At 60.1% G+C, this 20,775-nt stretch carries 16 protein-coding genes and 1 pseudogene; 14 read left to right on the top strand and 3 right to left on the bottom strand.

The window, feature by feature from the left end; translation table 11 throughout:
• Nucleotide 1: 1 nt before the first annotated feature.
• From asd to AC3Z8Y_RS22740, 14 genes and pseudogenes are all read left to right on the top strand, one after another.
• The gene (gene asd / locus AC3Z8Y_RS22675; protein WP_181110856.1) at nt 2-868 is read left to right on the top strand and encodes an archaetidylserine decarboxylase; all 867 of its coding nucleotides are present in this window, start codon (nt 2-4) and stop codon (nt 866-868) included.
• Nucleotides 869-994: 126 nt separating this feature from the next.
• Nucleotides 995-2,746, top strand: a complete 1,752-nt coding sequence (locus AC3Z8Y_RS22680) for a cyclic-di-GMP receptor FimW-related protein (protein ID WP_490087653.1) — start codon at nt 995-997, stop codon at nt 2,744-2,746.
• A gap of 455 nt (nt 2,747-3,201) precedes the next feature.
• Entirely contained in the window at nt 3,202-4,221 is a 1,020-nt protein-coding gene (locus AC3Z8Y_RS22685) for a hypothetical protein (protein WP_490087654.1), read from the top strand.
• Nucleotides 4,222-4,227: 6 nt separating this feature from the next.
• Nucleotides 4,228-4,950 (top strand): hypothetical protein, encoded by a 723-nt coding sequence (locus AC3Z8Y_RS22690; protein WP_490087655.1) that lies wholly within the window; start codon nt 4,228-4,230, stop codon nt 4,948-4,950.
• Nucleotides 4,951-5,301: 351 nt separating this feature from the next.
• The gene (locus tag AC3Z8Y_RS22695; RefSeq protein ID WP_490087656.1) at nt 5,302-6,318 is read left to right on the top strand and encodes a hypothetical protein; all 1,017 of its coding nucleotides are present in this window, start codon (nt 5,302-5,304) and stop codon (nt 6,316-6,318) included.
• Nucleotides 6,319-6,321: 3 nt separating this feature from the next.
• Nucleotides 6,322-7,044 carry a hypothetical protein gene (locus AC3Z8Y_RS22700; protein ID WP_490087657.1) on the top strand — a complete coding sequence of 241 codons (723 nt, stop codon included), beginning with the start codon at nt 6,322-6,324 and terminating at the stop codon, nt 7,042-7,044.
• Between the two features lie 70 nt (nt 7,045-7,114).
• Nucleotides 7,115-8,950: pseudogene (locus tag AC3Z8Y_RS22705) on the top strand (type VI secretion system Vgr family protein).
• A 249-nt stretch (nt 8,951-9,199) separates the two neighbouring features.
• Nucleotides 9,200-9,895, top strand: coding sequence for an RraA family protein (locus AC3Z8Y_RS22710; protein ID WP_181110862.1), 696 nt, complete (start codon nt 9,200-9,202; stop codon nt 9,893-9,895).
• Nucleotides 9,892-11,346, top strand: a complete 1,455-nt coding sequence (locus AC3Z8Y_RS22715; protein ID WP_490090071.1) for a TldD/PmbA family protein — start codon at nt 9,892-9,894, stop codon at nt 11,344-11,346. The genes AC3Z8Y_RS22710 and AC3Z8Y_RS22715 overlap by 4 nt, the downstream gene beginning before the upstream one ends.
• On the top strand, nt 11,343-12,668 hold the full coding sequence (locus tag AC3Z8Y_RS22720) for a TldD/PmbA family protein (RefSeq protein ID WP_490087658.1): 1,326 nt from the start codon (nt 11,343-11,345) through the stop codon (nt 12,666-12,668). The genes AC3Z8Y_RS22715 and AC3Z8Y_RS22720 overlap by 4 nt, the downstream gene beginning before the upstream one ends.
• 39 nt (nt 12,669-12,707) lie before the next feature.
• Nucleotides 12,708-14,135 (top strand): multidrug transporter subunit MdtD, encoded by a 1,428-nt coding sequence (gene mdtD / locus AC3Z8Y_RS22725; RefSeq protein WP_490087659.1) that lies wholly within the window; start codon nt 12,708-12,710, stop codon nt 14,133-14,135.
• A 56-nt stretch (nt 14,136-14,191) separates the two neighbouring features.
• The gene (dbpA, locus tag AC3Z8Y_RS22730; protein ID WP_490087660.1) at nt 14,192-15,571 is read left to right on the top strand and encodes an ATP-dependent RNA helicase DbpA; all 1,380 of its coding nucleotides are present in this window, start codon (nt 14,192-14,194) and stop codon (nt 15,569-15,571) included.
• The gene (locus tag AC3Z8Y_RS22735) at nt 15,568-16,743 is read left to right on the top strand and encodes a BaiN/RdsA family NAD(P)/FAD-dependent oxidoreductase (RefSeq protein ID WP_490087661.1); all 1,176 of its coding nucleotides are present in this window, start codon (nt 15,568-15,570) and stop codon (nt 16,741-16,743) included. Before dbpA ends, AC3Z8Y_RS22735 begins: the two co-directional genes overlap by 4 nt.
• Before the next feature lie 128 nt (nt 16,744-16,871).
• Nucleotides 16,872-17,975 (top strand): IS110 family RNA-guided transposase, encoded by a 1,104-nt coding sequence (locus AC3Z8Y_RS22740; RefSeq protein WP_490086869.1) that lies wholly within the window; start codon nt 16,872-16,874, stop codon nt 17,973-17,975.
• 259 nt (nt 17,976-18,234) lie between these two features.
• Here AC3Z8Y_RS22740 and AC3Z8Y_RS22745 read toward each other — a convergent pair whose 3' ends face one another.
• From AC3Z8Y_RS22745 to AC3Z8Y_RS22755, 3 genes are all read right to left on the bottom strand, one after another.
• Complete coding sequence (locus AC3Z8Y_RS22745) at nt 18,235-18,939, bottom strand: aspartate/glutamate racemase family protein (protein WP_490087662.1); 705 nt, start codon at nt 18,937-18,939, stop codon at nt 18,235-18,237.
• Between the two features lie 18 nt (nt 18,940-18,957).
• A complete protein-coding gene (locus tag AC3Z8Y_RS22750) occupies nt 18,958-19,728 on the bottom strand; it encodes a ParA family protein (RefSeq protein ID WP_490087663.1) in 771 nt (256 codons plus the stop codon).
• Between the two features lie 87 nt (nt 19,729-19,815).
• Nucleotides 19,816-20,703: a LysR family transcriptional regulator gene (locus tag AC3Z8Y_RS22755; protein WP_490087664.1), complete on the bottom strand. Its 888-nt coding sequence runs from the start codon at nt 20,701-20,703 to the stop codon at nt 19,816-19,818.
• Between the last annotated feature and the right edge of the window lie 72 nt (nt 20,704-20,775).

The following is a 20,775-nucleotide window of genomic DNA, read 5'->3' on the forward strand; positions in this document are numbered from 1 at the left end:
CATGAAAGATCGGCTGTTCATCCTTTCCCAATACCTGCTGCCCCACCACCTGCTGTCCAGGTTGGCCGGCTGCGTGGCGGAATGCCGGGCGCGCTGGCTCAAGAATGCCTTCACCGGCTGGTTCGTTCGCCGCTTCAACGTGGACATGAGCGAAGCGCAAGTTGAAGACATTACCGCCTACGAGCACTTCAACGCCTTCTTCACCCGGGCCCTCAAGCCTGGCGCACGCCCGCTGGACCCTACCCCCGGCGCTATCCTGTCCCCGGCCGACGGCGCCATCAGCCAGATGGGCCCCATCGAGCATGGCCGGGTGTTCCAGGCCAAGGGGCACAGCTACAGTGTGCTCGAGCTGCTGGGCGGCGACCCTGCCCACGCGGCGCAATTCATGGGGGGCAGCTTCGCCACGGTTTACCTGTCGCCGCGTGACTACCATCGGGTGCACATGCCCTTGGCGGGCACCCTGCGCGAAATGATCTACGTGCCGGGCCGGATCTTCTCGGTGAACCAGACCACTGCCGAAAACGTGCCCGAGCTGTTCGCCCGCAATGAACGCGTGGTGTGCCTGTTCGATACCGAGCGTGGGCCGATGGCGATGGTGCTGGTGGGCGCAATGATCGTGGCCTCCATCGAGACGGTGTGGGCAGGCCTGGTAACACCGCCCAAGCGCGCGCTCAAAAGCTGGCGTTATGACGAAGCAGCGCGCGGCCCCATTCATCTGGAAAAGGGCGAGGAAATGGGGCGCTTCAAGCTGGGTTCCACCGTGATCATGCTGTTCGGCCCGGATCAGGTGACCTGGGGTCACCACCTGGCAGCCGTGTCGCCTGTACGCATGGGCCAGGTATTGGGTATGCCGACAGTGGCCCAATGATGTATTTTGCGGCGGGTGTGACGTAATCAGGATGCTGTTAGAGTCCGATAAACGACGGCCTGCCAACGGCCATGCGTTCCCGAGCCGAAGCCGCACACGCTTCGCACGATGATCAGGAATCACTGGATGCTTCGCCCCAGCCCCCATCTTTCGCTACGCGCGCCTACGCCCTCGCAGAACACGTTAACGTTCTGCGAGGCGAACCCGCGCGACCTCAAGCGATGGATATCCGAGCTGCCGAAGGCGAACATCGGCGAAACGGCGCGGCTGCTGTACCAGGGCCTCGCCGAGCTCAATCAGCTGGTTACCCCCAGCGAAAACCGTTTGCAGCTGCTGGAACTGCTGCGGCCCGAAGTGTATTACGTGTGCAAGCAGCTGGAGCGGCACTTCCTCAACCAGGCCATCGTACTGGACGAGCGCGCCCGCAAGGTCGCGAACCTCTGCCAGGCGCTGCAGAACCACCTCGCGGCTGGCTACAAGATCATTGTGGTACGCGTGGCCTCGGCCGGCCGCGAACACTCCACGGCCCTGGCCATTGCCGTACAGCGGGCGCTTCACTGCTTATATGGGCCTCTGGTGCGCGCCGCGCTGCTGTATTGCCCGGTGCCGGAGCGGCTTTGGCACGAGCTGCATCAGCTTTACCTGGTAGCATGCGAGCACAAGGTTCAACACACCTCGGTAGCCGACGGCCTGGCCCATAACGTCAAGGCGCTCACGCCGGAGCAAACCTACGTTGCCGCCCTGCTGCTGGGCAGCTCTCGCTGCAATCAGATGCGCCAGACCGCAATCATGCGCCTGGCCGAGATGCTCGAGAGCTGGAGCCAGTACGCGCGGGTGCAGCCGGCCCTCGCTGCCAGCAGTCTGTTTGCCGTGGCGCCCGCCACTGACGGCCCGCCACGCTACAAGGCACTGTTCGAAGAGGCGGAGTTGAGCCAGTTGCTCGGGCTCGATACCGCGCTGCTTGCTCATCACATCAAGGAATACCTGGCGCTGCCGATCGAACAGCGCCCCCAGGCGCGCTTCGCGGTGCCGCCCGGCTTTAGCACCGATGTACTGCAACATGTGGCGGCTGCCTGGGGGAACGTGGCCGAGCGCACGTTCCAGCGTACGCCCGGGGACGGAAACCTTACGGTGTGCATCGGCATGAGCGCCATGCACTATTACCTGGGCGGCGAGCGAACGTTCGGGGAGCAGCTCGGGTTGCCCGGCAGCACCACCTCGGCGCAGTTCAACGCCCTGGGGAAGCAAGGCGTGTGGGGCCCGGTGATGGAGGTTCCGGCGGTAGAGGAAATCGAATACGAACCCGAGCGTGTCGGCACTCAGGGGCAAGCTCCGGAGTTTCCCACCTACAGCTTGCAGATCGTGAACCACAGCCCTGGCGGTTACTGCCTGGCCTGGCGCAAGGAAGTACCTTCGCAGCTGCAGGCGGGCGAATTGGTGGGCATCCAGGATGCGCCCGCGCAGGGCTGGAGCGTGGCCGTGGTTCGGTGGATTCGCCAGGTGCGCGACGGTGGTACCCAAATGGGTATCGAGCTCATCGCCCCGCACGCGCAGCCCTGCGGCCTGCAACTGGTGCGCGGCGACGACCCCCACAGCGAATACCTGCGCGGCCTGGTACTGCCGGAGATCCGCGCCATCGACATACCCGCCACCCTGCTGGCGCCGCGCCTGCCCTTCCAGGAAGGCCACAAGATTGTGCTCAACACCAACGGCGACGAAAACCGCGCCAGCCTGCTCAAGCGCCTCGCCAGTACCGGCAGCTTCAACCAGTTCGAGTACCGCTTCGCGGAACAGGTAGCCCAACCTGCGGCCCGCCCTGCCAGCCCGGACGGCACAGGGCGCGACGATGAATTCGACTCGCTCTGGCGGGATTTGTAGCCCCCTCATGCGGGGGCTGAATACCGTATGGGTTGTCGGCCCGGGAACGTCGAAGAACTTGAACGGGCAGCAGGCTAAAAGTTGCCAGGCTTTTCCGAACGCCCCTATCTCATTGCATCGCCGCACGGCCGAGCCTTAATTAGCCTCTACTAGGCATTAAAGTGTTTCTAACTTTGACCTTTAGCGTGGCGCACACTTTCCGCACAGACCAGTATTTTCGGCGCTCGCACCGGCATGCTGTAGGAAAGTGGGAAATATCACTGAATGATTCTGTATAACCTCGAACATTTCATTGGTTGACGTTGCCTGCTCGGCGCGTATCTTCTTGCGAACCTGCCTGCCTGGCCCGCCGGTGTGTGTGCCACTAAGGCACTTAATGAGTTGGCGCGAAGGCGTTGGTATCTTGAAAACATCCAGTTGCATTTTTACCAAGCGGAGAAGGAGCGGAATACAGAATGGATAACTATCCGCGTTGTACGGTCGCCAATCCGCGCGGCGCGCTTCGGCAAAACGGACTGCTTGGTACCGGCGAACCATTATGGCCGGCAAATATCGCTAACCGACTAATGGCGAACGCACCCAATATAAGTGAGTTCTACGCAACCAGCGACTACAACGCCGCCGTTTTCATTATTCATCAGCTGAAATCCGACGAGCCCATGTCAGCGAGGGAGGTGGAAGAATCAGTGAGCCTGCTGCAGCGGCTGCTCAGGCAGATGTCAGCCGCAGCTGATATAAGCCTGGAAGAACTCAAACAGGTTCAGCAGATGGCCGAGAGCATAAAGGGAATTGGCCCACTTCTATTTTCACCAGCAAACGTTGCAGGAACGGTAGTAAACCTCTCCAACATGTCGCTCGCTTTGGCACAAAACAAAACCGTGTCCGATTTGCTTGACTTGCCGCCCAACCAGAAGGCTCGGCTCAAGAACTGGGTAGATATGCGAGGCAAGGCAGGCGCCAGGTCTGCAAAGAAGATCAGCAAGGGGAAGATAAAACTGGTGTGGCTACGGGGCGCACTGCATTTTCAAATCCCTGCAACGGCGGAATCCGTGTACTACACCCATCAACGTCGAATGCCCGGTGTCGTCAACGTTCCGGTGTACGGAGCCAAGCGGGGCTTGAGCAGGCGGGCCTGGCTGGCTGCAGATGGAGCAAGAGGTCTCCTGAAGTATTCCTCGAGTGGCACCGCGGGGGTTGTGTTGGCAGTCGGGCCGCAGGCGTATCTGGATTATAAAAGCTCGGCAACACTCGATGAGTTTTATAGGAAGTCAGCTTACAGCCAGCCGGCCAATATTGCTGCCGTAGCGGCAGGCATATATGCAGGAGGCCTTGCTGTAACAGCAATTGGGGGAATTGGGGCAGGGCCCGCTTTTGTACTTGTGATAGCTGTAGGCTGGATAGCAAGCGTATTCACGCTCTCCGGGGCAGGAGCGTTAGGCCTTGATAAAAAAATCGGCGACTTATTGACGGATTAAGAGGCCATGCCTGACTCGTTAACTCTGAGAAAAAACTGCATAAAATATTTTCTAAGTGCTCCGCTATTATTCTTGATAGTACCTTGGGGCAACCTATACTACTGGTATTCATGGATCATAGTTACTGGACTTCATTCCGCATGGGTTCTAAACCTTGTTTATCGAAATGAAAGCTATACCGCATACATGCTCACCTTGCTGGGCTACGCAGTATTTATCCCTGCCTACCTTTCCGCGGCCACGCTTTATATCTGGCACACGGAAAGCCCTGCTCCGCCTGAACACTATAAATATTTAATACTGTCGGCCCCATACATAATCTCTGCCGCCTTGATAGCATGGTTTGCAACCAAGCGCACAATCTCATCTCCATTTTACTGTAAAGACGGAAAAGCTCATATTTTCGATTACGCTGAGCCTCCAAGCACCAGGAACCAAATCCTGTCAGTTTTGGCTTTCATTGCAGGCGCAACGGTCATTGAGAATATTGGGGGCGCCACCGCCTGGCTACTGATGTCCGGGGTGATGTTGGCGTGCGCGGTTTACATTATTTACCAAGGCCGCCATTTAATCGCGGGCCTACGCGACTTGATAAAAGAAGAGCGAAGCGCCTCGATGCGATATACGTTCTTTCAAATAGAAGAAATACGAGAAGCACGACGCCGCTGGTGGATAAGCCGTTTCGCACGCTGGCTTAAACGGCTCTTCCGATCGCGACCATCGCCTTGAATCGAGTGATCCCTGCCCAGTCACGAACTTTTCGCTTTTGGACACCACTCTACTAAAGTGTTTCTAACTTTGACCTTTAGCGTGGCGCACACTCTCCGCACAGACCAGTATTTTCGGCGCTCGCACCGGCATGCTGTAGGAAAGTGGGAAATATCACTGAATGATTCTGTATAACCTCGAACATTTCATTGGTTGACGTTGCCTGCTCGGCGCGTATCTTCTTGCGAACCTGCCTGCCTGGCCCGCCGGTGTGTGTGCCACTAAGGCACTTAATGAGTTGGCGCGAAGGCGTTGGTATCTTGAAAACATCCAGTTGCATTTTTACCAAGCGGAGAAGGAGCGGAATACAGAATGGATAACTATACGCGTTGTACGGTCGCCAATCCGCGCGGCGCGCTTCGGCAAAACGGACTGCTTGGTACCGGCGAACCATTATGGCCGGCAAATATCGCTAACCGACTAATGGCGAACGCACCCAATATAAGTGAGTTCTACGCAACCAGCGACTACAACGCCGCCGTTTTCATTATTCATCAGCTGAAATCCGACGAGCCCATGTCAGCGAGGGAGGTGGAAGAATCAGTGAGCCTGCTGCAGCGGCTGCTCAGGCAGATGTCAGCCGCAGCTGATATAAGCCTGGAAGAACTCAAACAGGTTCAGCAGATGGCCGAGAGCATAAAGGGAATTGGCCCACTTCTATTTTCACCAGCAAACATTGCAGGAACGGTAGTAAACCTCTCCAACATGTCGCTCGCTTTGGCACAAAACAAAACCGTGTCCGATTTGCTTGACTTGCCGCCCAACCAGAAGGCTCGGCTCAAGAACTGGGTAGATATGCGAGGCAAGGCAGGCGCCAGGTCTGCAAAGAAGATCAGCAAGGGGAAGATAAAACTGGTGTGGCTACGGGGCGCACTGCATTTTCAAATCCCTGCAACGGCGGAATCCGTGTACTACACCCATCAACGTCGAATGCCCGGTGTCGTCAACGTTCCGGTGTACGGAGCCAAGCGGGGCTTGAGCAGGCGGGCCTGGCTGGCTGCAGATGGAGCAAGAGGTCTCCTGAAGTATTCCTCGAGTGGCACCGCGGGGGTTGTGTTGGCAGTGGGGCCGCAGGCGTATCTGGATTATAAAAGCTCGGCAAAACTCGATGAGTTTTATAGAAAGTCAGCTTACAGCCAGCCGGCCAATATTGCTTCCGTAGCCGCCAGCATAATTGTAGGCGGATGGGTCGCAACACTGGTCATTGGAACGGGGCCAGTAGCACTTTTGGTCGTAATTGGTGCAGGTATTGTAGCAAGCTTAGGCACACTTTACGGCATAGGAAACCTGGGACTTGATAAAAAGCTTGGTGACATACTGACGGATTAAGCAATGCCGAACCCATTTAGTTTAAAACAAACCTGCACGCGATCTTTTTTAGCCGCCCCAGTGCTTTTACTGATAGCCCCATGGGGAAATTCTTACTACTGGCGCTTATGGATTGTAATTTTCGCACTTAACTCTGCGTGGAATCTATTTCTTGCTTATCGAAATGAGAGCTATACAGCATACACACTTACAGCTTTAGGTTATTTGATTTTCATCCCCACCCACCTATCTATGCTCATGCTCTATATCTGGCACAAGGAAAGCCCTACCCCGCCTGAACACTACGAATATTTAATACTGTCGTCCCCATACATAATCTCTGCCGCCTTGGTAGCATGGTTTGCAATGCAGCGCACAACCTCATCTCCATTTTACTGTGAAGACGGAAAAGCTCTTATTTTCGATTACGCAGAGCCGCCAAGTACCAGAAACCAAATCCTGTCAGTTTTGGCTTTCATCGCAGGCGCAGCGGTCATTGACCGTATCGGGGGCGCCACCGCCTGGCTACTGATGTCCGGGGTGATGTTGGCGTGCGCGGTGTACATTATTTACCAAGGCCGCCATTTAATCGCGGGCCTACGCGACTTGATAAAAGAAGAGCGAAGCGCCTCGATGCGATATACGTTCTTTCAAATAGAAGAAATACGAGAAGCACGACGCCGCTGGTGGATAAGCCGTTTCGCTCGCTGGCTTGAAAATCTCCTCAAGTCTCGACCATCGCCATAAAGTGGTAATCATCGGTCACCGTCAGGCACTCCATTTCATAACCTACCTTCAGAAAAACCAAGGGGTCTAAATGCCAAACTCTCTCCTACCGTTCTTCACCTCTCAAGAAAACAGGCTGTTCAAGCTAAAGACGGGACTAAAGGTTCACCCCGAGTTGATGATCGCCTCATTCAGCGGTGGAGAAGGGTTATCGGAAGACTTTGGATTCAAGCTGGACTTGATATCCCCCAACCGAAACATAAAGTTGAAGTCGGTACTGGGGCAGCCTGTAACAATTGAGATTTCGCTTGACCAAAACGGAACCCGGTATATAAACGGCATCATCACCGGCTTTGGCAAGCGCAGCACCGACGACAATACATGCCATTACACGGCACTAATAGGTTCCTGGCTTAGCCTTCTGGAGCAACGCCATAACTCCCGGATCTTCCAGGACAAGACAGTCATCGATGTCATCACCGAGATCTTTCAGGAATACCAAGGGCTGGCCAATTATAGATTCAGGATCACTGCCCTACTTAAGCCGCGCAGCTATATCACTCAATACAGGGAAAGTGACTACCACTTCGTGTTACGCCTGCTTGAATCCTAGGGGTTCTTATTCTACTTCGAGCATGATCCTGATAGCCATACCTTGGTTATCCTGGACGATTCCAGCAGGCTTACATCCTTGCCGGAACAGCCTGTGATTCCTTTTGACATGGACTCAAGGGCTTCCCGGCCGGACTCCATCATCGAATGGAACGCTGCGCGCGCGTTGCACTCAGGCTCAATGACCACCCAGACCTTCGACTACCGGCAGCCGAGAAATCGTCTTCCTATCTATATGAAAACGGCGACTGAGCAAGGCGAAGCGCCGACCTTCGAATTGTACGATTATATGGGCCATTACACCCATAAAGACTATAACGAGGGGGAAGCATTGGTTCGTAGAAGGATCGAACTGCTGGAACTTGGCGGCAAAGCGTTTGAAGGAAAAGGCGATTGTCGCGCGTTGCGACCCGGCTACACGTTCGAATTAAGCGGCCACTATGAGCACGACCCAGGCGCCCAGGAAGATCGCAATTTTTTGCCCATGAGCATCAAGCATACCGGAGTCAATAACTACCTTGACGAGGTAGCAGCGCACTATTTCAATACCTTTGAATGCGTGCGATCAAAAATACTTTTTCGCCCAGCCCTGAACACATTACGGCCGACAATCAACGGGCCTCAGACGGCGATAATTGTCGGCCCCAAAGGCGAAGAAATTTATACCGATGAGCTCGGCCGGGTAAAGATTCAGTTCCATTGGGATAGGTACGGTCTAAATGATGACATGAGTTCTTGTTGGGTGCGTGTCGCTCAGCCAGCAGCCAGTAGCGGCTTTGGCCATATAAGCATCCCTCGCGTAGGTGATGAGGTGGTGGTCGAGTTTCTGGATGGGGATCCGGATCGCCCGCTGATAACCGGTAGTTTGTACAACAGCGTGAATCTCCCACCATGGCAGCTCCCTGCCGACAAGGCCAAGAGCGGGTTCATGACACGATCGCTCAAGGGCAGCGGGTCGAATGCCAGTTTTCTAAGTTTTGATGATCGTGATGGGGCTGAGCGAATCTGCCTTCATGCCGAGCGCGATCTGGTTACCGAAGTTGAGGCAAACGAGCATCATCGGGTCGCTGGGAACCGTCGTATGGAGGTGGACGGCAGTCATTCCGAGACGGTGAAACGGGATGTCAGCGTTTCCGCGCTCGAAGGGACGTATAGCGTAACGGCCGAGAATGGAGCGGTTACGATCTCAGCGGCCACATCCATTACCTTGGAGGTAGGCAGTAGCAGGCTCAGGATGCATGAGAATGGCATGATCGACCTCTCCGGCATTCTCGTTTACATAAACGGCTCCACTGCCGTGCATCTCAACAAATAGGCTGACACCGCGCGCGTCACATGCTTAAGAGCGGGGATGAGTGGGATCGTCGCGCCTTGCGAAGGACATATCGGGCCTGACGCCCAGCCGCGCAATCAAACACCTAATCGATTCAGCCATCGTTAAGCCAGCATTCCCGCGCCGCTTGCGGTACAGCCAAGGCGGGGCCTAAGCTTGTTCACCCAAGAGAAGAGTTCCCCGTCACGCTGGCATCGGCCAGCGCCGTGGTTTCGCCGAGGTTTCATACCCATGTTTGATGTCGTATCTTCGAGCAAATGGCCAGCCGGCTACATGATCAACCCCAACGTCGAGCCCCTTGATCCCAAGTGGCTGACCGAATTCAGCAAGATCCCCGCCGCCGCCGTCAGTGACTGCCTGGGCCGTAACGTAGGGGGCCTGGGCCTCAAGGCGTTCCACGGCAACAAGCCCATGCTGGGCAGCGCGCTGACCGTGCGGGTACGCCCTGGCGATAACCTGATGATCCTCAAGGCCATGCAGATGGCCCGCCCCGGTGACGTACTGGTGATCGACGGCAGCGCCGACCTCACCCGCGCCGTATTTGGCGGCATCATGCGCGCCATGGCATTGAAGGCCGGCATTGCCGGTGTAGTCATCAACGGCGCGCTGCGTGATGTGGATGAATGGCAGACCGGTGAGTTGCCGGTGTACGCGATCGGTGCCGTGCACCGCGGGCCGAGCACAGACGGTGGCGGCGAAATCAACGTACCGATCTCGTGCGCGGGCATGTTGGTCATGCCTGGCGACCTGATGATCGGCGACGGTGACGGCGTGGTGGCCGCGGCGCGCGCCGAGTTGCCCGAGCTGGTGCAGCGCTGCAACGACCTGCTGGCCCGTGAGCGCGCCACCCTCGAAGGCATTGCCAACGGCACCCTCGACCCCAAGCGGTTCGATGCCATCCTGCGAGCCAAGGGTTGCCCCATCTGAGCGGCCCGGCCTTCGCCCTCACCGCAACGCTACGCGAACGCTTCAAGGCGCTGCGTACGTCGGCACAGGCGTATTCATTGCGCCATGTGCGGCAGGCGGATCATTACCTTTGTGTGAGGCGCGGCGTGGCGGAGCCACCCCGGCTCACGCTCGATGAAGGCGCCATGCTGGTCGCCCGCGTAGGTGGTAGCGAAGCCTATGCGGCCACCAGCGATCTCTCCCAGGCCGGCCTGCAGTACGCACTGGAGCGTGCCGAAGGCCTGGCCCGTCAGCTCGCGGGCCTGGGCCTTGTTGATCTGGCGACGTTAGAGATGGCCGTGGGCCAACACGATTACCTTGCGCCCGGTGTCGAGCAGCCATTTGCTTCCATCAAGGACTGCCTGGCGCTGCTCCAGGCCGAGGCTGCGCAGGTGCCAAAGGATGCCCGCTTCGCCAACTGGGAAACCAGCCTGGGCGTGAGCGAGGTCGAGCAGCTGTATTTCAACAGCGCTGGCGCCGAGCTGCGCCAGGCGTTTCGCTTTGTGTATCCGGGTGTCAGCGTCACGGCGGCAAACGAGGCCGACAGCCAGACCCGTACCCTCGGCCGCGAGAACTTCGGCCAGCAAGGCGGGCTGGACGTATTGCAGCGCCTGGGCCTGGATGGCAGCGCTGCTCGCGTGGCCGATGAAGCACTCCAGCTGCTGCTGGCGACCAATACGCCTGAAGGGCCGCGCGACCTGTTGTTGATGCCGGACCAGATGGCGCTTCAGATTCACGAATCGATCGGCCATCCGCTGGAACTGGACCGCATTCTGGGCGATGAGCGTAACTATGCGGGCACCAGTTTCGTAAAGCAGGAAGACTTCGGCAGCCTGCGTTATGGCTCGCCCCTGCTGAATGTCACTTTCGATCCGGAACTGCCCGAGCAACTGGCCAGCTACGCCTTCGACGATGACGGTACGCGCGCGTCCAAGGTGTGGCTGATCCAGGGCGGGATCTTGTTGCGCCCACTGGGCAGCCCACTGTCTTCAATACGCAGCGGCCTGGCCGGGTTGGCCAACAGCAGGGCTTCGAGCTGGAACCGCGCGCCGATTGACCGCATGGCCAACATCAATATCGAGCCGGGCGAGCAAACGCTCGAGGCACTGATCGGTTCGGTCGAGCAGGGCATCCTGATGCGCACCAACCGCTCGTGGTCCATCGACGACGCCCGCAACAAGTTTCAGTTTGGTTGCCAATGGGGCCAGCTGATTGAAAATGGACGTTTGGGCGCGGTGGTGAAAAACCCCAATTACCGCGGTATCTCGTCCAGTTTCTGGAGAAGCCTCAAAGGCGTGGGCAATCGAAGCACGCTGGAAGTGTTGGGCACGCCCAACTGCGGCAAGGGCGAGCCTAATCAGGTGGTGCGCGTGGGCCATGCCTCGCCAGCCTGCCTGTTCTCTGATATCGATGTATTCGGTGGGCGGGAATGATATCGGTCGAACGTTTCGAGCACCTGACCCAGGCCGCTATCGGTACCCTGCGCGATGGCGAGAACCTCAGCCTTTCGCTGGAAGCGGAGGCTTCGCAATTCGTTCGCTTCAACCAGGCACGTGTTCGCCAGGCCGGGCAGGTACGGCAGGCCAGGCTCAACCTGGTCCTGGACGACGGCACTCGCCAGGCGAGCGTCCAGCTGACGTTGGCGGGCACCGCGGACGACACCGGCAACGTGTTGGGCGCTATCGAACAGCTCCGTCAATTGCTGCCACTGTTGCCCGCCGATCCATGGCTGGCGCGCAACACAGCCGTATGGAAGGTGCGCAGGGTGCCCGAAAGCGCTGCCGAAGTGGATACCGCCCAGGTAGTCGAGCATATCTGCACCGAAGCCGCGGGCCTGGACCTGGTTGGCATTCTTGCCAGCGGCCCGATCTATCGAGGCTTTGCCAACAGTGCTGGCGCCTTTGGCTGGCACCAGGCCGACAACCTGCATGTGGACTGGAGCCTGTTCCACCGTAACGGCCAGGCAGTAAAGGCCGGCCTTGCCGCGCCGGGCTGGCACCCGGGCGCTTTCGATCAACAGTTGGCCATTGCACGCGAACAGCTGGGCTATCTGGGCTTGCCGCCAGTGAGCGTGAAGCCCGGCGACTATCGCGCGTATCTGGCGCCCGCCGCCCTGGATGAATTGCTCGGCATGCTGGCCTGGGGTGGCTTTTCCGCCCAGGCGCTGGAAAGCCAGGCCAGCCCGTTGCAAAAGCTGTACAGCGGCCAGGCTGCGCTGAGCGCTGCTATAAACCTGAACGAGCGGATAACCGGTTCGCTCAGCCCTGCGTTCAGCTCTGAAGGCCGCCCTCGGCATGACCTTTCGCTGATTACCAACGGTGTGGCGGGCGAGCGGCTTGTCAGCAGCCGCAGCGCCATCGAATACGGCATGCCGTGTAACGGCGCGGACCCAGGTGAAGGCCCGGTCGCCCTCGACCTCGCACCCGGTGAGCTGCCTTTGAACGAGGTGCCACAGGCACTGGACCGGGGGCTATACGTTAATAACTTGTGGTACCTGAATTACTCGGACATGCCCGCGGCGCGGCTTACCGGCCTTACCCGCTTTGCGACTTTCTGGGTCGAGAACGGTCAGATCGTAGGCCCCGTAGACACCATGCGCTTCGATGACAGCGTCTACGATCTTCTGGGCAGCCAGCTTCTGGCCCTTACCCGGGAGCGCGAGCTGATCGTTTCGACCAACACCTATGAACAACGCCACACCGCCTCGAGCCGCTTGCCCGGCGCACTGGTCAACCGGCTTCGGTTGACCCTCTGAAGGCCCGCGAGCGAGGCGGCCTGTTACTGAAGAGGTGATATGCCTACCCACGCCACGCTCGACCCCACCACCGCCCGCTGGATCCCCTGGGTGGTGGCCATCGCCTTCTTCATGCAATCGCTCGACGGCACCATTCTCAACACCGCCCTCCCCGCCATGGCGCGCGACCTGGCTGAAGACCCGCTGCGCATGCAATCGGTGGTCATCGCCTACATGCTCACCGTCGCGCTGTTGATACCCGCTTCGGGCTGGGTGGCTGACCGTTTCGGCATCAAGCGCGTGTTCATGAGCGCGATCGCCCTGTTCACCTTCGGTTCGCTGCTGTGCGCGGTGTCTGCCACGCTACCGATGCTCGTCGGCGCACGTATCCTTCAAGGTCTGGGCGGCGCGCTGCTGCTCCCGGTGGGCCGGCTGGTGGTACTGCGGGCGTATCCGCGCTCGGAGCTGGTGCGCATTCTGAGCTTCATCACCGTGCCCGGGCTGCTGGGCCCGCTGATCGGCCCTACCATGGGCGGCTGGATGGTGGAGTACCTGACCTGGCACTGGATCTTCCTCATCAACCTGCCTGTGGGCATTCTCGGCTGCGTTGCAGTGCGTCGGTTGCTGCCAGAGCTTCCCGGCGGCGAGCGAACCCGGTTCGACGGGTTCGGCTTCGCGCTGTTCGGCGCCGCCATGGTGTTGATCACCATCGCCATGGAGGGCCTGGGCGAGCTCCACCTGCCCCACCTGCGCGTGGTGCTGCTGCTGTTCGCCGGCATGGCCTGCCTGGCCGCTTACTGGCTGCGCGCCGTTCACACCGAAGCGCCCTTGTTCGCCGCCAGCCTGTTCCGTACGCGCAGCTTCGCAGTGGGTATCTTGGGCAACCTGTTCGCGCGCCTGGGCTCCGGGGCGCTGCCGTTCCTGGTGCCGCTGCTGCTGCAAGTGGGCATGGGTTACTCACCCTCGCTGGCGGGCATGAGCATGATCCCCCTTGCAGCCGCCGCCATGGTGGCCAAGTCGCTGGCGCGGCCACTGATCGAGCGGTTTGGCTACCGCACGCTGCTAACCGCCAACACAGTTGCCCTCGGGATCTTGCTGGCAAGCCTTGGGCTAGTGACCGCCGATACGCCTTATCCATTGCTGCTGGCGCTTCTGGGCGTACTTGGCGCGATCAACTCCATGCAGTTCACCGCCATGAACACGGTGACCCTCATCGACCTTGGTGATCAGGAAGCCAGCAGCGGCAACAGCCTGTTGTCGGTGGTGGCGCAGCTTTCCATGAGCCTTGGCGTAGCGTGTGCCGGCGCCCTGCTGGGCGGGTTCGAATCCGCGATCGGCAAGGACGGCGTGGAAGATGTGCTGAGCGCCTTCCATTTGACCTTCTTCACCATTGGCCTGATGGCGATGTTTGCGGCCACCATCTTCGTTCAGCTGTCACCAGAGGTCGGCCGCCGCGCTGTTCGTCCGCCTCCCGGCCCGGACGCATAGGGAGATCGGCCGCGGGCTGCTAAACTGCGCAACATTTTTTTTGCAGGACCGCTTCCGTGACCGCAACCGCCTTCGAAACCCTTCCGCTGTCGCCAGCGATGCTCGCCAACCTTGCATCGCTGGGCTACACGCAGATGACACCGATCCAGGCGCAAAGCCTGCCGGCCATTCTCGAGGGCGCTGACCTGATTGCCCAGGCCAGCACCGGCAGCGGCAAGACCGCCGCGTTCGGCATCGGCCTGCTCAACCCGATCAACCCGCGGTACTTTGGCTGCCAGGCGCTTGTGCTCTGCCCTACCCGGGAACTGGCCGATCAGGTGGCCAAGGAAATCCGCCGGCTGGCCCGCTCCGAAGACAACATCAAGGTACTTACCCTGTGCGGCGGCGTGCCGTTCGGGCCGCAAGTAGGCTCGCTGGAACACGGTGCGCACATCATCGTCGGCACCCCCGGCCGCGTGCAGCAGCACCTGGACAAGGGCACCCTGGTGCTCAGTGGGCTGAATACCCTGGTGCTCGACGAAGCGGACCGCATGCTGGACATGGGCTTCGTGGACGCCATCGCCGCGATCATCGAGCAAACCCCGAGCCGTCGCCAGACGCTGCTGTTCTCGGCTACCTACCCCAAGGGCATCGAGGCGCTGGCCGCACGGTTCATGCGCAACCCGCGCACGGTCAAGGTGGCGGCGTTGCACGATGACCGCAAGATCGAACAGCGCTTCTACGAAGTGGACGCCGAACAGCGCCTCAATTCCGTACTCAAGGTGCTGGGGCATTTCCGGCCGCAGTCCTGCGTGGCGTTCTGCTTCACCCGCCAGCAATGCCAGGAGGTGACCGACCTGTTGACCAGCAAGGGCATCAGCGCCAGCGCCTTGCACGGGGACATGGAACAACGCGACCGCGATCAGGTACTGGCATTGTTCGCCAACCGCTCCACCAGCGTGATGGTCGCCACGGACGTTGCCGCCCGAGGAATCGACATCGAAGGGCTGGACCTAGTAATCAACGTTGAGTTGGCGCGGGACCCGGAAATTCACATCCACCGCATCGGCCGGACCGGGCGCGCCGGCGAGAGCGGCGTGGCCGTCAGCCTGGTTGCCCCGGCCGAAGCCCACCGCGCGCAAGCCATCGAAGCGTTGCAAAAGGCCCAGGTGAACTGGCGCCCGCTGGAAGAACTGCAAAACCGCGGCGACGGCCCCTTGGTGCCGCCCATGGCCACCTTGTGCATCGCCGGTGGCCGCAAGGACAAGGTGCGCCCCGGCGATATCCTTGGCGCGCTCACGGGCGACGCGGGTATCCCCGGCACCCAGGTCGGCAAGATCGCCATCTTCGATTACCAGGCCTTCGTTGCCGTAGAGCGTGGGGTCGCCAAGCAGGCACTGGATCGCCTCAACAAGGGCAAGATCAAGGGCCGTTCGTTGCGGGTGCGCCTGTTGTGAAGTTGGATGTCATCGTTATCGGAGCCGGCGCCGCGGGCTTGATGTGTGGCGCCACCGCCGCGGACCGCGGTCGCAAGGTGCTGGTGATCGACCATGCGAACAAGGCGGGCAAGAAGATTCTCATGTCCGGCGGTGGGCGCTGCAACTTCACCAACATGTACACAGAGCCTGGCAACTTCCTTTCGCAGAACCCGCACTTCTGCAAGTCCGCGCTGGCGCGGTATACCCAGTGGGACTTCATTGGCCTGGTGGCCGGCTACGGCGTGCCCTACCACGAAAAGAAACTCGGGCAGCTGTTCTGTGACAACAAGGCCAGCGACATCCTGAGCCTGTTGCTGGCTGAATGCGAACGTACCGGCGCCGAGGTTCGGCTCGATACCAGCGTGCAAGAGGTGGCGGCAGTCGAGGGCGGGTATCGCTTGCTGACCAGCGGGGGGCCGCTTACCTGCGCCTCCCTGGTGATTGCCACCGGTGGCCTGTCTATTCCCACCTTGGGTGCGACAGGCTTCGGCTATCAGCTGGCGCGCCAGTTCGGTCACCAGGTGTTGCCAACCCGCGCCGGGCTGGTGCCCTTCACCATCACCGACCAGCTCAAAGCCCTGTGCACCGAGCTGTCGGGCACCTCGGTGGACTGCATCGCCAGCTGCAATGGCCAGAGCTTCCGGGAGAACCTGCTGTTCACCCACCGTGGGCTCAGTGGCCCGGCGATCCTGCAGGTGTCATCGTTCTGGGCCCCGGGTGATGTGGTGTCGATCAACCTGCTGCCAGACCACCACGCAATGGCCTGGCTGGAGGCCGCGCAGGCCGAACGGCCGAATGCCGAGCTTCGCACGGTGCTTGGCGACCTGTTCACCCGCAAGATGGCCCAATTGCTGTGCGAACAGTGGTTCGAATCCCGCCCGATGAAGCAGTACACACCGGCGCAGTTGCAAGCGATTGCCAGCCAGCTTGGCGATTGGCAACTGGTGCCCGCTGGCACCGAAGGCTACCGCACCGCCGAGGTCACCCTCGGCGGCGTGGACACCCGCGAAGTGTCCTCCAAAACCATGGAATCCCTGAAAAGCCCGGGGCTGTATTTCATTGGGGAGGTATTGGACGTGACCGGGCACCTGGGTGGGTTCAACTTCCAATGGGCCTGGGCGTCGGGGCATGCGGCTGGGGAAGTGTGCTGAGCCGCTATTGAGATGGCCATTCGCGGGCTTCGCCGGAGGGCCGATGTAATTTCATGGACTCGCCCTGGCCGAGGCGTCAGTGCGCCACGGTGGCAGTCTAAACAGCCAACGACAGCGAGGGCGAGTCCATGAAAAAGCATACGACGGTCCCACAACCTTTGTCTTCCACCGATTGGTCCGCCTGTACCACCGTGGCGGTCGACCTGGCCAAGCGGGTGTTCCAGGTGGCAGGGGAAGACGCCCTGGGGCAGGTGCGCTTCGAACAGCGGATCAAATCGCGCGAAGCCTTTTATGCTTTCCTTTGCCAGCTGTCGCCGCACGTCACGGTGCTGGTGGAAACCGGCCCTGGCGCTCAGGCCTGGGCGCTGCAGCTGCAAAAGCAGGGCAATCTGGCGCGAATCCTGCCGGCCAAGCTGGTGGCCAACCATCGTAGCGGCGCCAAGAGCGACCGCAACGACGCGCTGGCCATCCTGCGCGCCGGGCGCGACAGCAACATCCACGCCGTGCCCATCAAAAGCGCCGCCGCCCTGGCCATGCAGGCACTGCACCGCGCCCGGCAGGGTTACATCCGCCGGCGTACGGCACTGAGCAATCAGATGCGGGGGCTGTTGCTCGAGCATGGCGTGGCGCTGGCCCAGGGCGAGGCGGCGATCAGCCAGAAGGTCCCGCTGGTGCTGGAGGATGCCACCCAACCGCTGCCTGACCTGCTGCGTGAGCTGATCGACGAGTTGCTGGCTGAATGGCGACACCTGGGCGAGCGCATCAACGTCCTCACCGGGCGCCTGGAAGCGGCGGCGAACGCGGACAAGACGGCCAAACGGCTGATGACGGTGCGCGGCGTGGGGCCGATCATCGCCACGGCGCTGCTGGCCAAGCAGACCGAACCTGAACGCTTCGCCAATGCGCGCCAGTTCGCTGCCTATTTCGGCCTGGTGCCGGAACAGCGCAGCAGCGGCGAGAAAGTGCGCCTGGGCAAGATGAACAAGCGCGGCGACGGCTACCTGCGCAGCCTGATGATCCAGGGCTCACATAGTGTGCTCAGGCAGATAAAGCCAGATTCGCCCCACCCGGATGATCGGCGCCTGCTCAACTGGCTCAGCCGCCTGGGCCAGAAGGAGGCGGCGGTGCGCCTGGCCAACCGCAACCTGCGCATCCTCTGGGTGCTGCTACAGAATGAACAGACCTACTGCCGCCAACCGGCCACAAGCCAGCACGCGGCGGCAAGTCTCTGATCCACCGAGTTCTGCCACCGCGGCGCGCAAGCGCCTGTCCCTGCTGACAAACATTTACCCCAGGTCAGACCGACGCGGATAGATGCCTTGGCTCCTACCGGCCTTCGAGGCCTGAATGTAATCGGCATACCGCGTGCTCACCAAATGTTGGCCCGAAGCCGAAGCCGGCTTCCTCGAAAGGCCTGATACATAGATGCAGCCGGGCAGAATGTTAAAAGCGGGTAGACAGTGGGGGCGAGTCCATACATAGGAGCCGGGGCTACCCGGCGAACCGGCCCACCATCCACTCCAACCCCATCCGCACGTGGGCCTCGGTGCTGTCTACCAATGTGAGCGCCGTATCGTCCGGGCCAATCAGCAGGCCGATTTCGGTACATCCCAGTACTGCGGCTTGCGCGCCGTTGGCTTGCAAGCGCTCAAGGCAGGCGAGGTAGAACGCTTTTGCCTCGGGGTTGATAGCGCCTACGCACAGCTCGCTGAAGATAACCCGGTCGATTTCTTCCATCTCGGTATCGGTAGGCAACAGCACGTGTTGGCCGAAGCGTTCGTTCAAGCGATCGCGGTAGAAGGGTTCGCGCATGGTGAAACAGGTGCCCAGCAGGGCGACCTTTTCAATGCCCTGGGCCTGCAATTGCTGGCCCACCGCGTCGCCGATGTGCAGCAAGGGAATGTCTACTGCTGCTTCGATCGCCCCGGCAACCTTGTGCATGGTATTGGTGGCCAACAACAAGGCCGTTGCGCCTGCCCGCTCCAACCCTTGTGCCGCCCGCCCCAGCAGTTCCCCCGCGGCTTCCCATTCGCCGGCCTTCTGCATGGCCGCCACTTGGGCGAAATCCACCGAGTGCAACAGCAGAGGCGCCGAATGCAGGCCACCGAGCCGATCGCGCACGCCTTCGTTGAGAAGGCGGTAGTAGGTAGCGGTGGATTCCCAGCTCATGCCGCCGATGACGCCAAGGGTTCTCATGGCCGTGCTCCGTTGGGTTCAGTGCTCTTCGAGCAGATCATGAAGGTCTACGAACTGCCGGGTGAGTTTATGGCGAGGGTCGAAGTGGATCAGCGGCTTGTTCGCTTCATGAGACTCGCGCATCCGCACCGAGCTATTGAGGTATACAGGCAATACCGGCAGCCCTTCGGCAACCAGGCCATCCAGCATTTTCTGCGGTAAGGCCGCTCGGGGCTGGAACTGGTTGACCACAATGCCCTCGATCACCAGGTCTTCGTTGTGCTCGTCGCGCAACTCGCCGATTTCCTTTATCAGCCCATACAGGGCCTGGCGGGAAAAACTGTCACAATCGAAGGGGATCAGCACACGATCTGCTGCGATCATAGCCGACACCGCATAGAAATTAAGTGCAGGAGGCGTGTCTACGTAAATGCGCTCATAGTCTTCTTCCAGCGAGTCCAGCAGCTTGCGCAGCTTGTTGATCTTGAATTTGGCTTCCAGCTTGGGCTGCAGGTCCGCCAGCTCTGCCGTGGCAGTAATGAGGTGAAGGTTGTCGAACGCCGTTTCGTAGATGTCTACGGCGTTCTTCTTGCCAAACGGCCCAGAGGCCAGGGTATTGCGAAAGAAGGCGGCAATCCCGGCGGGCACATCGTCACCGGCCAGGCCGGTAAGGTACTGCGTGGCGTTGGCCTGGGCGTCCAGGTCGATCAAGAGCGTCCGGTAACCGGCGCTGGCGCTGACCGCCGCCAGGTTGCAGGCGATACTGGACTTGCCCACCCCGCCCTTTTGGTTGAACACCACACGTCGCATTGCATCCTCCTTTTTGCGTTCCGATCCGGTGCGACCGCTCGCACTCAAGGATATGTACAGGGTCTGCGTGGCAAAGGCTACCTTGGCTCAATGATGGCCAAGCAACAAACCGGTAAATGCTTCGCCCATGGCCGATCCCGGCCCGGTGCGCCGCACCAGCCATACCGCCGACTCCGCAGCCGCGTCGAGCAAGGGCCTGTACACCACGCCTTTGATACGTATGGAGCGGAACGAGGCCGGCAGTACCGAAACGCCAAGGCCTGCGGACACCAGCCCGATGATGGTCATGGCTTCGGTCGCCTCTTGAGCGAAGTGGGGGCTGAACCCTGCGGCCTGGGCCAGGCTCAACAGCTGAGCGTACAACCCGCTGCCGTAGCTGCGGGGAAAGAACACAAATGGCTGCTCGGCGAGCGCGGCCATGGGCAGCCCTTCTCCGGGCGTTGTCGCCAAGGGATGGCTGGCGTTGACCACCGCTACCAAGGGTTCTCGAAACAGCTCAACGGCATGCAATGTATCAGCAAGGGGCAGCGGCCGCATGATGCCTACTTCTACCCGCTTCTCGAGCAAGGCATCGGCGACTTCCTGGCTACTCATCTCGCGCAGGTGCAAGTGCACCGCGGGGAATGCCTGGCGAAAGGCATGGATGGCCGTGGAGATACTCGAATTGAATGGCGCGGACGACGTGAAGCCGATCTTCAGCTCTCCCAGCTCCCCTAACTGGGCCCGACGTGCCACATCCGCTGCCTTGTCAACCTGCGCCAGCACCTGCCTGGCTTCCTCAAGAAACAAGCGGCCGGCTTCACTCAAGGCTACCCGTCGGTTGGTGCGATCGAACAGGCGCGCGCCCAGTTCCTGTTCCAGCGCCTGGATCTGCTGGCTCAGCGGCGGCTGGCTGATACCCAGTGCTTCGGCGGCGCGCCCGAAGTGCAAACACTCCGCTACCGCAATGAAGTACCGAAGGTGACGAAGCTCCATATTCATATCCAGAACATATCAAACAGGTCGAACAATATATTGGAAGTCATGTTCGCCGGGTTATATGCTTTT

Source organism: Pseudomonas sp. 3MAES_34.3B (assembly GCF_058145875.1).